The 13027-nt window shown below is 36.1% G+C and carries 15 protein-coding genes, 4 pseudogenes and 1 other annotated feature; of the genes and pseudogenes, 5 read left to right on the forward strand and 14 right to left on the reverse strand.

Going from position 1 to position 13027, the window contains the following annotated elements; all coding sequences use genetic code 11:
* Window positions 1-8: 8 nt before the first annotated feature.
* The 6 genes and pseudogenes from CFK37_RS19325 to CFK37_RS19355 form a co-directional block, all read right to left on the reverse strand.
* A complete protein-coding gene (locus CFK37_RS19325; protein WP_089063407.1) occupies window positions 9-530 on the reverse strand; it encodes a TetR/AcrR family transcriptional regulator in 522 nt (173 codons plus the stop codon).
* A gap of 217 nt (window positions 531-747) precedes the next feature.
* A complete protein-coding gene (locus CFK37_RS19330) occupies window positions 748-1050 on the reverse strand; it encodes a hypothetical protein (RefSeq protein ID WP_089063408.1) in 303 nt (100 codons plus the stop codon).
* 163 nt (window positions 1051-1213) lie between these two features.
* Entirely contained in the window at window positions 1214-1414 is a 201-nt protein-coding gene (locus tag CFK37_RS19335) for a hypothetical protein (RefSeq protein WP_089063409.1), read from the reverse strand.
* Window positions 1415-1521: 107 nt separating this feature from the next.
* Window positions 1522-1875, reverse strand: a complete 354-nt coding sequence (locus CFK37_RS19340; RefSeq protein WP_089063410.1) for a hypothetical protein — start codon at window positions 1873-1875, stop codon at window positions 1522-1524.
* A gap of 860 nt (window positions 1876-2735) precedes the next feature.
* On the reverse strand, window positions 2736-2966 hold the full coding sequence (locus CFK37_RS19350) for a hypothetical protein (protein WP_089063411.1): 231 nt from the start codon (window positions 2964-2966) through the stop codon (window positions 2736-2738).
* 90 nt (window positions 2967-3056) lie between these two features.
* Window positions 3057-3341, reverse strand: a pseudogene (locus CFK37_RS19355) (GNAT family N-acetyltransferase); the annotation flags it as partial.
* A 103-nt stretch (window positions 3342-3444) separates the two neighbouring features.
* Window positions 3445-3700 (forward strand) — a binding site (T-box leader).
* 67 nt (window positions 3701-3767) lie between these two features.
* On the opposite strand from CFK37_RS19355, the gene CFK37_RS19365 reads away from it, so the two are divergent.
* Window positions 3768-5021 (forward strand): MFS transporter, encoded by a 1254-nt coding sequence (locus tag CFK37_RS19365; protein ID WP_089063414.1) that lies wholly within the window; start codon window positions 3768-3770, stop codon window positions 5019-5021.
* 252 nt (window positions 5022-5273) lie between these two features.
* Here the strand turns inward: CFK37_RS19365 and CFK37_RS20490 are convergent.
* From CFK37_RS20490 to CFK37_RS19395, 5 genes and pseudogenes are all read right to left on the reverse strand, one after another.
* Window positions 5274-5480 (reverse strand): annotated as a pseudogene (locus CFK37_RS20490) (integrase); the annotation flags it as partial.
* 54 nt (window positions 5481-5534) lie between these two features.
* Window positions 5535-5990, reverse strand: a complete 456-nt coding sequence (locus CFK37_RS19375; RefSeq protein ID WP_089063415.1) for a GNAT family N-acetyltransferase — start codon at window positions 5988-5990, stop codon at window positions 5535-5537.
* Window positions 5991-6308: 318 nt separating this feature from the next.
* Window positions 6309-7097, reverse strand: coding sequence for an alpha/beta hydrolase family protein (locus CFK37_RS19380; RefSeq protein ID WP_089063416.1), 789 nt, complete (start codon window positions 7095-7097; stop codon window positions 6309-6311).
* 278 nt (window positions 7098-7375) lie between these two features.
* Window positions 7376-7972: a 5'-methylthioadenosine/S-adenosylhomocysteine nucleosidase family protein gene (locus tag CFK37_RS19390; RefSeq protein ID WP_089063417.1), complete on the reverse strand. Its 597-nt coding sequence runs from the start codon at window positions 7970-7972 to the stop codon at window positions 7376-7378.
* A gap of 161 nt (window positions 7973-8133) precedes the next feature.
* Window positions 8134-8613, reverse strand: a complete 480-nt coding sequence (locus CFK37_RS19395) for a GyrI-like domain-containing protein (RefSeq protein WP_089063418.1) — start codon at window positions 8611-8613, stop codon at window positions 8134-8136.
* 105 nt (window positions 8614-8718) lie between these two features.
* Between CFK37_RS19395 and CFK37_RS20760 the strand changes: the two are divergent.
* Window positions 8719-8796: pseudogene (locus CFK37_RS20760) on the forward strand (helix-turn-helix transcriptional regulator); the annotation flags it as partial.
* A 144-nt stretch (window positions 8797-8940) separates the two neighbouring features.
* Window positions 8941-10359 (forward strand): Na+/H+ antiporter NhaC, encoded by a 1419-nt coding sequence (gene nhaC, locus CFK37_RS19400; protein ID WP_089063419.1) that lies wholly within the window; start codon window positions 8941-8943, stop codon window positions 10357-10359.
* Between the two features lie 88 nt (window positions 10360-10447).
* On the opposite strand, the gene CFK37_RS20590 is transcribed toward nhaC, so the two are convergent.
* From CFK37_RS20590 to CFK37_RS20500, 3 genes and pseudogenes are all read right to left on the reverse strand, one after another.
* Complete coding sequence (locus CFK37_RS20590) at window positions 10448-10756, reverse strand: amidohydrolase family protein (RefSeq protein ID WP_281251599.1); 309 nt, start codon at window positions 10754-10756, stop codon at window positions 10448-10450.
* The gene (locus CFK37_RS19405) at window positions 10753-11457 is read right to left on the reverse strand and encodes an adenosine deaminase family protein (protein ID WP_281251600.1); all 705 of its coding nucleotides are present in this window, start codon (window positions 11455-11457) and stop codon (window positions 10753-10755) included. The genes CFK37_RS20590 and CFK37_RS19405 overlap by 4 nt, the downstream gene beginning before the upstream one ends.
* A 243-nt stretch (window positions 11458-11700) precedes the next feature.
* Window positions 11701-11810: pseudogene (locus tag CFK37_RS20500) on the reverse strand (DinB family protein); the annotation flags it as partial.
* Window positions 11811-11951: 141 nt separating this feature from the next.
* On the opposite strand from CFK37_RS20500, the gene CFK37_RS19415 reads away from it, so the two are divergent.
* Both CFK37_RS19415 and CFK37_RS19420 read left to right on the forward strand, forming a co-directional pair.
* Entirely contained in the window at window positions 11952-12155 is a 204-nt protein-coding gene (locus CFK37_RS19415) for a hypothetical protein (RefSeq protein ID WP_089063421.1), read from the forward strand.
* A gap of 70 nt (window positions 12156-12225) precedes the next feature.
* Window positions 12226-12759 carry an ATPase gene (locus CFK37_RS19420; protein WP_245837270.1) on the forward strand — a complete coding sequence of 178 codons (534 nt, stop codon included), beginning with the start codon at window positions 12226-12228 and terminating at the stop codon, window positions 12757-12759.
* Window positions 12760-13027: the final 268 nt, after the last annotated feature.

Raw genomic sequence — 13027 nt, forward strand, 5'->3', positions numbered from 1 at the left:
ATAATCCGTCATCGGTTTTTTTCACCGTCAATAAGCTCAGGTAAATCTATGAAAAAGGAAATATTACAGAGTATCCCCCTTGCCAAAAAGGTCGTGACTTCTCTATTCGCATTTGGAATTCCTGCCGATTGAAACCTTTCCAGTGTATAACTTCTAATACGTGACATGCCTTTCCTTATAGATTGTTGTATTGCCTTTTCCGTCACTGAAAAACCTATAACCTGCAACGAAATTTCATTAGGATTTGATTCAGACAACTCTTCATATGCAGCAATCATTTTGGTGACCAGATTGTCTTGGCTATTCTCTACATTTTCAAAAGTTTGAAGGATTCGTTCAAATGCTCTATCTAGAGCTGCGATAAACAACTCTTCTTTTGTTTTAAAGAATTTAAAGACATAAGGTTGAGATATGCCCGCTTTTTTTGCAATGAGTGCAGTAGTTGTATTATAATAACCTCTTTTCGCAAAAACTTCCAACCCAGCCTCAAGAATATCTTCCTTACGATTTTCCTTTTTTGGTCTAACCATACGTAAACACCTACTCACAGTTAATTATTGATTGATCAATTACATAATAACCAACTTTAATACCTATTTCAAGTGCAATACTTCAAATCTTTTAGGAAGAAGCCTGTACAATGAAAAGTGTTTTTGCTCCCCCCTTGTATAGAACTGCCCCTCATTACATATAAAATAGTTACTACTGTATTTTTACTATTTGCTGATTTCTTGAAGCGTCTCATTTTTAGTTTGGATGAACAGGAGTAATAAGCCAAGCAAATCCTATAATACAGAACAAAGTAATTCCAATTATTAATCCTAGGGTTATACCTATGTTGGCTAATAATCTTTTTTCACTTTTTTTTCGTAAAGCTAATACGCCCAGTACTATGGACACAGGGACACTAATTGGTACTAAGTATACAGTTAGCTTTAAATAAAACCCTGGTAGCGCATTAAGAAAAAATAAAACAGTTACAACAAAAGAAAAAGTTCCTAATCCAAAAGATGTATAGCTCACCCAAGAATATTTTTCTTCATCTTGCAATATTAACGCCACCTTATTGTCCATTCTATTACAAAAGAGCTGGTCCACATAATGGCCCTTAAATAGTTACAATTTTTATTCAGCAAAATGGACCTTCAAAGCAAAAGTAAGCGCAAGTCTTATTCGATTCTTGCACCCGATTGCTTAAAATGGCTGATATTATTTAATCCCTTTTTTCTTGATTCAAGGCCTTTACTATTTCAGTGAGTTTTTCGTTTTTTTCTCGGTCTAATTTCACTTTTTCATTCATGAATTTAATTACTTTTATTACAAAATAAACGGTAAAAACAATAACAACCAAGTAAAGAATAAAAGGTAAAAAAGTTAAAAAAGCAAACATACTGTCCGATGCGTGCATACTCATATTGACCTCCTCCCTAAAAAATGATTTATAAAGTGTCCAATTTGCAACAAAATGGCCCTTATATAGGAACTGACGCCGATCCTTATTCAAGAATGGCGCCTGATTATTTAACAAATAACGCTGAAAATTAATTCAAAAATAAAAGCCCCTACCAATATCCAAACTGCTTCTATGCGAATGAAAGAATTCATTGGGCCGCGGCTTTTTATAACAGCTATGTTTTTCGCGACTTTAAGATTGATTGGTATAAAATATAAGGAAAACAGTAGTCCAACTGAAAGTGAAACACCAATATGGGTAAGTACAAAATTAGATGTTATATCTGCTACTACGATTCCAATTACAAAGATAGGAAATCCCACCCATATAAAGAAAGTTACAATGAGTAAAACAAATGCCATTATAATCAACATAAAATTATTTTTAAGCACCGCCAGATAACTATCACAGTATAGTTGCACATTATACCTCCTGATACTTTACTTCATTACCTGGTCCATTTCAGCAATTTGGGCACTAGCCCTTATTTCGGAAGTGCGCCCTTATGTGGAACTGGAGAGGATTATTTAGATAACCAAAAGTACTATTTAAGGAGCAAAGGGAATAGCACCAACTAACACCAAAATAAACATTAATACAAAATAGATGGGCAAGGAAAGCGATAAAACCAAGTGATCCTATCATCACAATTCTTGTAGGTTGAACAAAAGTAATAAAAAAGCAAATAATTCCACTTGCTAGGGCGATATAACTTATAATACTGTATTTTCGTGTGACAGCATCATTGGCATTCACTAGGTCACCTCTCACCTCATATTTTATAAATATTAACTTTCGAATCCAAAAATAAAATTGGTGTTGTTTTCAATCTTCTGCCTTCACAATCTGCATCGATTTTAACATAAATATCCAACTATCTTTCTTTGGAAATGTTCCTCAACAATCTGGCCCGATTCAGAAGGACGCCTTGTTCGACAAGCGCGCCTGATTGAGGAATACTTAAGGCTCAACCGAAATATATTTTTTCGCTACTTTGGGGTACTTATTAAGAATATATCTTAGTTATGTTCCTGGAGGGACGCACTGTTCAATTAGTGCTCCCTTTTCTTGAACTATAATGTTCAAAATGTAATTGGGTAAATGAATGATGCAAAGACGTAATTACTCACGTAAGATAAATAGAACAAAAGCTGTTCAGTACTAGGGTATTATTTTAGTCAACGAAGTGGAGGGGCTAATCCTCCACTTCGCTTTAAGGTTTTTAAATGAACAATGAAACCACCTACATAATATGGTTCAGTTCAACAAGCGCGCCCGATTATTACACACCAGCATTAACCAAATAATAAAACAAAGCTACTGACCCAATTATAATTACAATACTTATTAAAGCAACAACTATGTACTGCTTTTTCATAAGGTTAAAGATTCCAACGATAACTCCAAGAGATAAAAGAACAAGAGTTAAACCAATTCCTTTTGCCATGTATATATAATTGAGTAACCCTGCTACTACCAGCAGCAAAGGTAAAAAACGCATAAATAATTTCATGTTTGCACCTCTTATTCCATTAAAATGGCCTGATTCAGAAACAGTATTTATTCTTGAAAAGCGCCCTATAACTGAAGATACCTTTTATAGCTAATTACTATTTGATCCTTCCCATTCCTCTCGCAATATGCCCATTTTAATGGCATCAAAATATTCACCATCTACCGTTCTCGCCTTTCTTATTCTTGCTTCCTCTGTCATTCCAATCTTTACTGCTACCTTCATCATTCTTACATTACCTGACCACGTAGACATACCCAATCTATGTAAGTCGGTCGATTTAAAAAGAAAATCAATCCATAACCTGTACGCTTCGGAACCATAGCCACCGTTCCAAAAATCTTTATCGTAAATGACAATTCCTGTTTCAAGCCAATATTTTCAATAATTTAAAATTACAATTATAAGTAATAAAAAAGTTCTTTACTTCCCCCAAAAGGTTTGGTATGGTTATCTAACATTAAAAGGCTACAATCAAATAAATGCAATGAAGAGAACAGTACAATCATGAAATTCTTCAAAGAGAGCTCCAGTTGGTGAAAAGGAGTAAGAATTAATGATTGGAAGCAAGCCTCAGAGCAGCACATTGGATCCATGCAGGTGATAGTGTGACAGGAGCTCCTGTTATAGAGCTAGGGTATATGTATGGTCTTCATACCGTACCTAATAAGGGTAATATGGTGACATATTACCAAACTGAGGTGGCACCAGGCGCGCAACAACTCGTTCTCAAGACTTAAGGTCTTGGGGGTGAGTTTTTTTATTGTCCAAGTTTAGATTAACAAAGGAGTGGAAATAAAAATGCGTATAAAAAAATTTGTTAGGTCGTGGAAATATCCATCTATTTTATTGTCCAGTATTGGTATTTCTAGTATTGGGGAATGGGTGTATTTTATAGCATTAAATTTAATCGTTCTTGATATGATGGGTGTACTTGCTGTTTCAGGTTTATATATAATAAGAGCTTTATCTACATTATTTACAAGCGTTTGGGCGGGCAGTTTAATTGATCGGTTGAATAAAAAGCATCTTATGGTGTGGCTTAACATATTCCAAGCAGTGTTTATTGCCTTATTGCCTTTACTATCATTTCTTTGGGCAATATACGGCATTGTCTTTTTTATAAGTATAGCTAGTTCCATGTATGAGCCTACATCAATGACTTACATTACGAAGTTAATTCCTCCTGATCAAAGAAAACGATTTAATTCTTTCCGAAGCCTAATTGATTCGGGGGCATTTGTTACTGGACCCGCAATTGCAGGAATGATGTTTATGATTGGTACTCCAAATTTTGCGATATATATTAATGCAATAGCCCTATTTTTATCGGCACTAATCACATTGTTTATGCCCAATATTGAAAAAAATGATTTTATTGAAACAAAAGATGAAAAAATAACCTTGAAAGTATTAAAAAATGATTGGAAATTAGTTGTTGACTTTAGTCGTAAACACATGTACATTATGGCCATTTATTTACTCTTCAGTTCAGTGATGGTTTTGGCAACTGCTATAGATTCACTGGAAGCAGCATTTTCTACAGAAGTGCTTTCATTATCAGAGAGAGATTATGGATTCCTCGTGAGTATTGCTGGTGTTGGGATAATTGTTGGAGCATTAGTAAACATAATAGTTGTTAAAAAAGTAGCTACCTCTTGGCTGATTGGTCTTGGATCCTTAATGGTCTCTATCGGTTATATGATCTATGCTTTTTCAGGTAATTTTTTGATAGCAGCAATTGGATTTTTTATTCTTTCATTTTCGATGGCTTTTCTTGACACTGGATTTTACACATTTTATCAAAATAATGTTCCTGTCAATGTAATGGGAAGGGTTGGTAGTGTGTACGGATTCATTGAAGCTTTTTTTATCATCATTGGGACGATAACTTTTGGAATAATGGCTGAAATGATATCGATTCAATTTGTCGTCATATTAGGTAGCCTAATTATGTTTGCAGTAACGATTATATTATTTGTCTTTAATACGCAGCCCTCGAAAGCAGAGTTTTATTCTGAGAAACATCAAATACAAACTTCCGATACTGATTAGGGGTGCTATATTTAAACTTAAGTTATAGAAATGGTAACTCTGGGTAATGTGGAACTTCAACTTTATGGAAAGTACGTTATAAATCCCAATCTTTCAGTGTCATAAATGAAAAATTGAAAGCTTGGATTTGATCCAAACACTTGTTAAACTCTTCCGTAAAATGAATCAAAGACTTCCGGTTATCTTCTTTGGTCATGCCGCGACTCCTTTAATTCTTTTGCGGCATAACGCTTCATGCCTGGATTATCAGATCGAATAAAAAAATTCAAACAAAGCACTTTCCATCGATGTATGACATCCTTCCCTACTGTGTTCAATTTCACGCACGGAAAGAAGCTTCGGAATCCGTTTGCCTAATTTAGGCTCTTTTAATTTTGCTGCCGGATTTTTTAAGAGGTAACCCTCCTCATGTGTCCATGTAAATAATGATTTAATGAATCGTACACGATGACCCAAGCTCTATTTATTAAATTTGAAAGGGAGAACCCAAAGCAGGCTCTCCCTAATTTTACTTCACTCGTTTATATATTTGATAACAGCCATTTCTCTTCCAAATCGGTCACCATTATCAATAAATCCTAAACTGGCATATAAGTAATGAGCTTCCTGATTTTCCGGATGATAACCAACAACAATTTTTTTCGCATCTGGCAACTTACTCATCTCTGCAATCATTAACTTTGTTGCAGCCTTCCCTATACCTTTGCCTTGGAAATTCTCATCAACCATTATTCTAAATACCCAATAACCATCGAGCTCCTCTTTTTCAGTGTTATACATTAGGAAACCCACTACTTTATCTTCAAAGTAAATTGCAAAAGGTTTTAATGACGGTTCAAACTTTGACTGGGCAATTGATATAGCATTTGACTCTAAATACTCTGCTTGTTTCTCTGATAATTTCAATTCACAGCATTCATACCAGTTTTCTTCGTTCAATTCTTCAATTTTCACATTATCTGTAAGCATATATTTTCCCCTTCCAAATTTCGGGGAAACGCTAAGTCTACTTTATTAGTTAGGCGTTATCCCCTTTAAGTTTTTCATTGAAAAAATGTTTGTTTGTCATAATGAACGCCTCCCTTAATGTCTAAAAAAAAATTCGTAACTTATTAAACATTGTAATTATACCATATTCTGTTCCGCAATCCGGCCCGATTGAAGCTTAACTCTTATTCAATTACTCGCAATATGTAACGCCAGTTCACCAAGCGCCATAGCCTCTTCCCATGGCCTGAAGTCAATATGTTCATCAAACCTGATCTTGTTACCCCGTTAAAGCGCCCTTTAGCTGAATAAGTCTGTCAGCCATTTTGTCCAATTATTCCAAGTAGATGTTCTTAAATCTTTTCCGTGACCAACACCTTCTTTGATTATAATATCAACTTGTTTAGCTCCGCTTTCTTTCAGTTTATTATAAAAATTTTCCGTATGATACGAACGAATTCCTTTGTCTTCAGTACCGTGGATTAGGAGTATAGGACGTTCTTTAATTTTTGTTAAAAACCTTGAAGGATCAGCTGAATGTCTACCTTCAATATACTTTTTCCACTCATCATCGTCTAAGTTACGATATACGTTTTCGTGGCATCTTTTTAAATATGGATAGAGTGTAGAGAGATCATCTTCCTGAAGTGAATGATCGGCATTCTGTTGGCTTGGTTCTAATAAAGGACAAAATGCTATTGCGCCAGATGCTAAACTAGAAGAACCTAATGCTGAAACAGCTATACCACCACCATAACTATTTCCAATAAAAATAATATGGTCAACATCCCAAGAAATCCCTTTTTCAGTATTTAAGTCTAACGTATTACCTTTTGATAAAAGTTCAAGACCCATTAACGCACCCTTCACAGATGAATTCGGGCCAAAATCCCCATAACTTTGCCAGTTCCCGGGATAGCGTGCCTGCAGTACGGTAAATCCCAAATCCGATAAAGATTTTCCCATTTCAGGTGCCATTGGTCTATTAGGTAAACCAGGTAACCATACTATTCCAATTTTATTATTCAATGGTGTATCGGGAAGATATAGTTCACCAAGTATATCTTCATTTCTTACATAGGCTATCATATTCGTTTCTCCTTTCCTTGCATCATACAACTGAAGAAATTTCTCTTGTTCCGTTAAATGGCCCAATGCCCCAGTAACAAGAAGGTATTTATTCCCGAAATGCGCCCACTTCTGGAAAAACCTATAATGATTTTTCCATTTTTATATTTGTTTCGACATATCCTAGTTGTTCATATAGACTCCTTGCCACTTTGTTATTACCAAAGACATGAAGTTCTATCATTTTCAATCCTTTCCAGATTTAATTTGTTCGTCTGCAAAGTTCTCAATTGCATAACTCAAATAATGTTCGATTCAAATTTATCAGAGTTTTCTTCATCCGTTGGAAAATCAGAAATTCCTTTTATAATAATGCACTCAATATCATTTTTCCTACAGATATAAGCAATTGCCCCCGATTCTGTATCGGCTATTGTTATTTGGTTTTCTTTAAGTTCTAAATAGTCCTTCCACATAACTACTGCTTTATCAGCGGTACCAATTGTTCCAGTATAGAAGTCATTTCCATATTTTGATAGATCAATATCGACTATAAAGGATTGTTTGATTAGAGGCTCAACTTCTTTTACTGTGCAATCATATTGAACGGCTTTATCGGGTACAAAAATATCAAGATTACTGAACCTGTAATCTATACCTGCACACGTTCCAGCAACGATTACTTTAGTTAAATTAAACTTAGAAATCATATACTGATATCCACCAACACCATTTACTTTTCTTACACCAGTACTATAAAAAACAAGTTCAGCATCATTAATTGTTCTTAAAAAATACTCGCCATAGGGATAACCGAAACGTTCGTTATCTTTTATGCCAAAGTACTCCAATGTTGCTTCATATTCCCATTTTGTTGCTATACTTATCCCTATCATCGACTAATCACCCTACAAACATAATTTGTCACATATTAAAATTTCAAAAGCACAAAACAGATCACTTATTGGCAACTAACCGCTAGTGACCTGTTTTATGATGTCTATTTTAAACCATCCTTTTAATAAGTAAGAGGATTTTCGTCTCGCCTTTTATCCCTTTAATTTCTAACTACAGGGATCCACATTTCACCGTATACTAAGCCGTCTTGCTGCCCCATTACAACCGCTGCATTTGGACCACCAACATAAGATACATCCGTTACTTCCATCAGAACTTCACCAAAGGCAATACCAGTAAGCTTGTTACTCAACTCTTCATCTGTGTTCGCTTCCCCTTTAACAACGATGTATTCTCCTTTAGGAAATTGGATCAGTCTAGATGCTTCTGGCAAGGACTCCTCCGTCATAACACCAGCGTAATGCATCATCTTGTTATTTACTGCCTCGTTTACGACAAAAATGTAGTCATTTGTTGCGACAGTTTTTAGTTTATCAAGCCTTCCATCTTGATTGACTGCTTGCCAAAAGTCCGCCTTTTCCTTATTAATACCAACATAGTCTGTGTAATCGCTCTTAAGCTCTGTTCCAATACCTAAAACAGTAAAGCTGTCCTTTTCTTCTAAAGTATAATTTGCCACTGCAAAATTCCTCCTTTTAAATTAAACAAAAGATTTGTTTTTTACTTGCTGGATTTATAATAGCATTGAACCATGTCAAAAAGTGATACTGTTTAGGAGGTCCCAATGAAAAAAGTTGAACGGATTAATACCATCATGCGGTATATCAACAATCGCTCCTACTTTACAATCTCTGAAATTATAAATTTTCAAAATAGTGTTGAAAATAAAACGACCATACTTTATACTATTTTTAATCAATCAATTGTAACTATATTTTCCGATTATTCCTAACTAAGTAAAGTAATATTCGAAATGGACAAACAAAAAGAAACTAGGAGGCATAAAATGCAACAAACTTTGTCACCCATAAAAGCTTTTAGTTTATTATTCCTATCTATTGCGGTTGTAATAACCGGAATCGTGATTATCGATGCGCCTACCTCAATTGTACTTATTGCGGCGGGGACACTTGTCATTATTTTTTCATTAGTATGGGGGATAAAATGGGATGATATTGAGAAGGATATCCTCGCAAGTCTACATGCCATGTTTAAACCGATTTTAATTTTATTGGCAGTTGGGATGTTAATCGGTTCCTGGCTTTTATCAGGGACAATTCCCGTCCTTATTTATTATGGACTCATGATTTTAACACCGGCAATTTTTCTGTTTGCCGCCGTGTTCATTTGCTCGTTAATGTCAATTATGGCTGGAACTTCATGGGGAACGATTGGAACCGTCGGCGTTGCATTAATGGGAATTTCGGTAGGCCTCGGAATCCCACCATCCTATACGGCAGGAGCAATTGTTGTTGGCGCAATGTTTGGAGATAAACTTTCTCCACTATCCGATACTACCGTTATGGCTTCAGCAGTTACCGATGTTCCATTGGTCGAACATATTAAACATATGTTGTACACAACGATTCCTGGTTACATTATTTCCGTTATTCTTTATATCATTCTCGGTATCCAGTTCAGTGGGCAAGATATAAATAAGGAAAATATCGATGTTATCATGTCTACGCTAAACGAGGCGTTTAATTTGAACTTGATTCTAATACTTCCTCCATTTATTGTTTTGTTTCTGATCTTCAAACGGAAGCCAACCTTACCTGTTTTTGGTGCAGGGATTTTACTTGGGTGCATGTTGGCTGTATTGTTTCAGGGAAGTGGGGCATTAGAGGTTGCAAATGCACTGAATGGTGGATTTACGGATAGTACTGGCGTTAAGGTTGTTGACGAAATGTTGCAGCGCGGTGGATTAAACAGCATGCTTGAAACCACAGCTTTATTAATTGCTGCAGCCTTTTTTGGTGCGCCGCTGCGAACATCTGGTGTCATAACCGTCATCCTTGAAAAAATAATAGAAGTTACCGAACAGGGTAAAACAATGATGATGTCCTCACTGACAGTACACGGTCTATTATTTATGATTACGGGCAGTTACTATGTGACCTTTGCAGTTTTGGGGCCAATGTTGAAGACATTATACGATCAATACGGTTTGCACCGGAAAAACTTATCAAGGACAATGGAGGATACTGGAACGACCCTTTCTCCCCTCATTCCGTGGGGAGTGACTGGAGCCTTTTGCGCCAGCACCTTGCAAACTCCGGTTTCCCAATATGCTCTTTATGCGCCAATGACCTATCTTGCTATCGTGTTTGCTATCATTTATATTTTCACAGGATATGGAATTGCGAAAGCTCCTCAATCAGGAAAACAAAATGCCTATAAAGAAAGAAGTTCAAAAAGTATGTAAGGCAAACTGGATTCAAATAAAAAGACGACTTTTCCCTTCTAAAAGGGAGAAATCGTCTTTTTATTTGGGTAGACTGTGGCTAAACTATTCAATAAATCGGTGAATCCCAATATTGTGCTAGGCACCATTCTTTGGTTTCTTGGTCGGCAAAGGATGCTTCTACACTAGTTAAATAAATTTGCCGATAATCCTCTTCGCATAGATTAAATTCTTTGTTAACCAAATGGATTTCTTTTGCCATTGTAGTATCGGATACCGTTCTGTTATCCGTATTGATTGTCACTTTTATTCCATCTTTATGAAACTTATAAATCGGATGTTCGGAATAATGATGAATAGCTTTTGTTTGGACATTACTTGTTGGGCACATTTCAAGCACTACCTGTCTTTCTTTCACAATCTTATAGCCTCAGCACAATCTTTAATAAATACTCCATGTCCTACTCTCTCAGCACCCAACAGTTCAACAGCTTCTAGAACGTTTTTTCCAATTCTCGTTTCACCAGCATGAATCGTGACCCTATAGCCATATTCTTTAGCCAATGCGATAGGGTCTATGAATCTTTCACAAAAACCTTCTTCCTCCGACGCACAAAGATCAATTGCCACCACACCTTTTCCAAGGAACTCTCTCCCCTTTTCAACCACCTCAAAAGCGCTTTCTACAGACATCGTCCTCATGCAAGACAGGATTATATTTCCCTTTATTTCGTAACGGCTTTCTGCTTCCCTCATTCCCTCTAAAACAGATTGAATAACCTCTTCAACACCAAGACCTTTTAATGTGTGCAGTAATGGAGCAAATCTAACTTCTAAATAGTTCACATTTTCCCTCGTTGCATCCTCAAATAGCTCAAACGTAATTCTTCTTAAGCTCTCCTTGGACTGCATGACTAAATTCGGAAGAGAAAATCTTTGTAAATACTCATCAAGGGATTCACATTCTAACGGAGCAATCAGTTCTCTTTTCAACACATCCCTATCAAATGAGGGTAACGGAATGCCCTCCTTTTGAGCAATATCGATAATAGTTTCAATCCTCAGGCTTCCATCCAAATGACAATGAAGTTCAATTTTTGGCAATGCTAAAAAGTTCATTGTTGACCTCCTGAAAATTTAACTCCGTAGCCAAATCCTCCCACTCCATGATTGAACCCACCATACCTGGTTGGATGATAATTGGCGTACCTTCCCCTTGAATCCAGACCCCTAATTTTTTATTGTCAATATCAATTATATTATTAATATGCGTCACTCCTTTTGTTAGGAAAAGGCGCCTTTTTCTAGACCATCATTCTCAATATCTTATTGAACAAGCACCAGTTAAATCTATTATGATTACTAATCGCGATTCCAGCTCTTTTGCATTTTTCTACTATAAATAATTGGCCAAGATGATAAGCGTTATGTGTCGTTACACTCGCTAATATTTCCCACCATTTGCTATCCACGCGAGCTGGTCCCATGACCACAACAACGTTATGAACTGATTCTGATTCTGATTCTCTATAAAGGAATGTTACGTACTTGTCACCTGAAAGGCAACAAATATTATAATTACATCAGCAATCTGATATAATGAGATAAAGGCAGTGATTCTTATTTTAAAACAGCAAAACAATGAATTTAAACGAAAATACGGCTGGGTTGACAAATGGGCCAAGATGACCGGTGAACGAGCCAGAATTGATGCAAAAGTTAATAACACATATATTATATACGACAAAAATGGTGTTCTTGTAAAGGAATACCCCAATGGTAAAATTATTCCTTTCCATAACGTTGGTAAATCTTGAAGCACACACATCAGCCAATACTCTTTGTGTTTGCAGGCAATAACGGCAGTGGAAAAGCACTATTCGCAATTTGATTATCGACAAAATTGGTGTTGATATTAACATAGATGCCGATGCTATTGCACGACGATTGGATCCAGAAAATCCGACTGCAAAAAGGGTTACCGGGGGAAAAGAAGTAATTAAATCAGTTAATCAATATATAAAAGAAGGTAAAGATTTTTCAATTGAAACAACCCTTGCTGGAAAGAATGCACTTAAACAAATAGCGAAAGCCAAAGAGTATGGTTATGAAGTAACTATGTTCTACATTGCACTCAATAATCTTAGCAAAAATATTGAAAGGGTTGCAATGAGGGTTAAGAATGGCGGTCATCATATACCAACTGAAGATATTCTCAGAAGGCATGAAACGTCATTTAAACACCTTTATGAATGTGCACCTATTATCGATAACATTGTTCTGATTGATAATAGTAAAGACGGTGGAGAAATTATACTAGAAATAAATGACGGAAAAACAACTTTTAAACTTAATCAGCTCCCCCATTGGGCGTTGCCTTTATATCAGCAATTTCAGAAGAAACCACCAACAAAACTATGACCGAACCAATTTTACAAATGGAAAATTGGTTCGGTCATTAAAATTTTGGGTTTATCAAATGATATTTATTCCAGAAATGCGCCCGATCGTATTATAGGGTCATCCAGTCATTTCTGGTTGACCTATTTTTAATAGGTTTTATTCTTGAAGTAGTCGGGGTAGAACGTAGGCGCCCGTGGGACACTGATCCCGTCCGCAATACTGTTTACCCCCTGCTTGTAGAAACATGTTTGAGGCTGGTTGGGACACGATCCCGTATAACAAGCGA

It is taken from the genome of Virgibacillus phasianinus, from assembly GCF_002216775.1.
Classification (GTDB): domain Bacteria; phylum Bacillota; class Bacilli; order Bacillales; family Amphibacillaceae; genus Virgibacillus_F; species Virgibacillus_F phasianinus.

Coding starts and splice junctions, on each gene's coding strand:
- CFK37_RS19325 (WP_089063407.1), bottom strand. CDS start 530: ATGGTTAGACCAAAAAAGGAAAATCGTAAGGAAGATATTCTTGAGGCT.
- CFK37_RS19335 (WP_089063409.1), bottom strand. CDS start 1,414: ATGAGTATGCACGCATCGGACAGTATGTTTGCTTTTTTAACTTTTTTA.
- CFK37_RS19350 (WP_089063411.1), bottom strand. CDS start 2,966: ATGAAATTATTTATGCGTTTTTTACCTTTGCTGCTGGTAGTAGCAGGG.
- CFK37_RS19365 (WP_089063414.1), top strand. CDS start 3,768: ATGCGTATAAAAAAATTTGTTAGGTCGTGGAAATATCCATCTATTTTA.
- CFK37_RS19375 (WP_089063415.1), bottom strand. CDS start 5,990: ATGCTTACAGATAATGTGAAAATTGAAGAATTGAACGAAGAAAACTGG.
- CFK37_RS19380 (WP_089063416.1), bottom strand. CDS start 7,097: ATGATAGCCTATGTAAGAAATGAAGATATACTTGGTGAACTATATCTT.
- CFK37_RS19390 (WP_089063417.1), bottom strand. CDS start 7,972: ATGATAGGGATAAGTATAGCAACAAAATGGGAATATGAAGCAACATTG.
- nhaC (WP_089063419.1), top strand. CDS start 8,941: ATGCAACAAACTTTGTCACCCATAAAAGCTTTTAGTTTATTATTCCTA.
- CFK37_RS19405 (WP_281251600.1), bottom strand. CDS start 11,457: ATGAACTTTTTAGCATTGCCAAAAATTGAACTTCATTGTCATTTGGAT.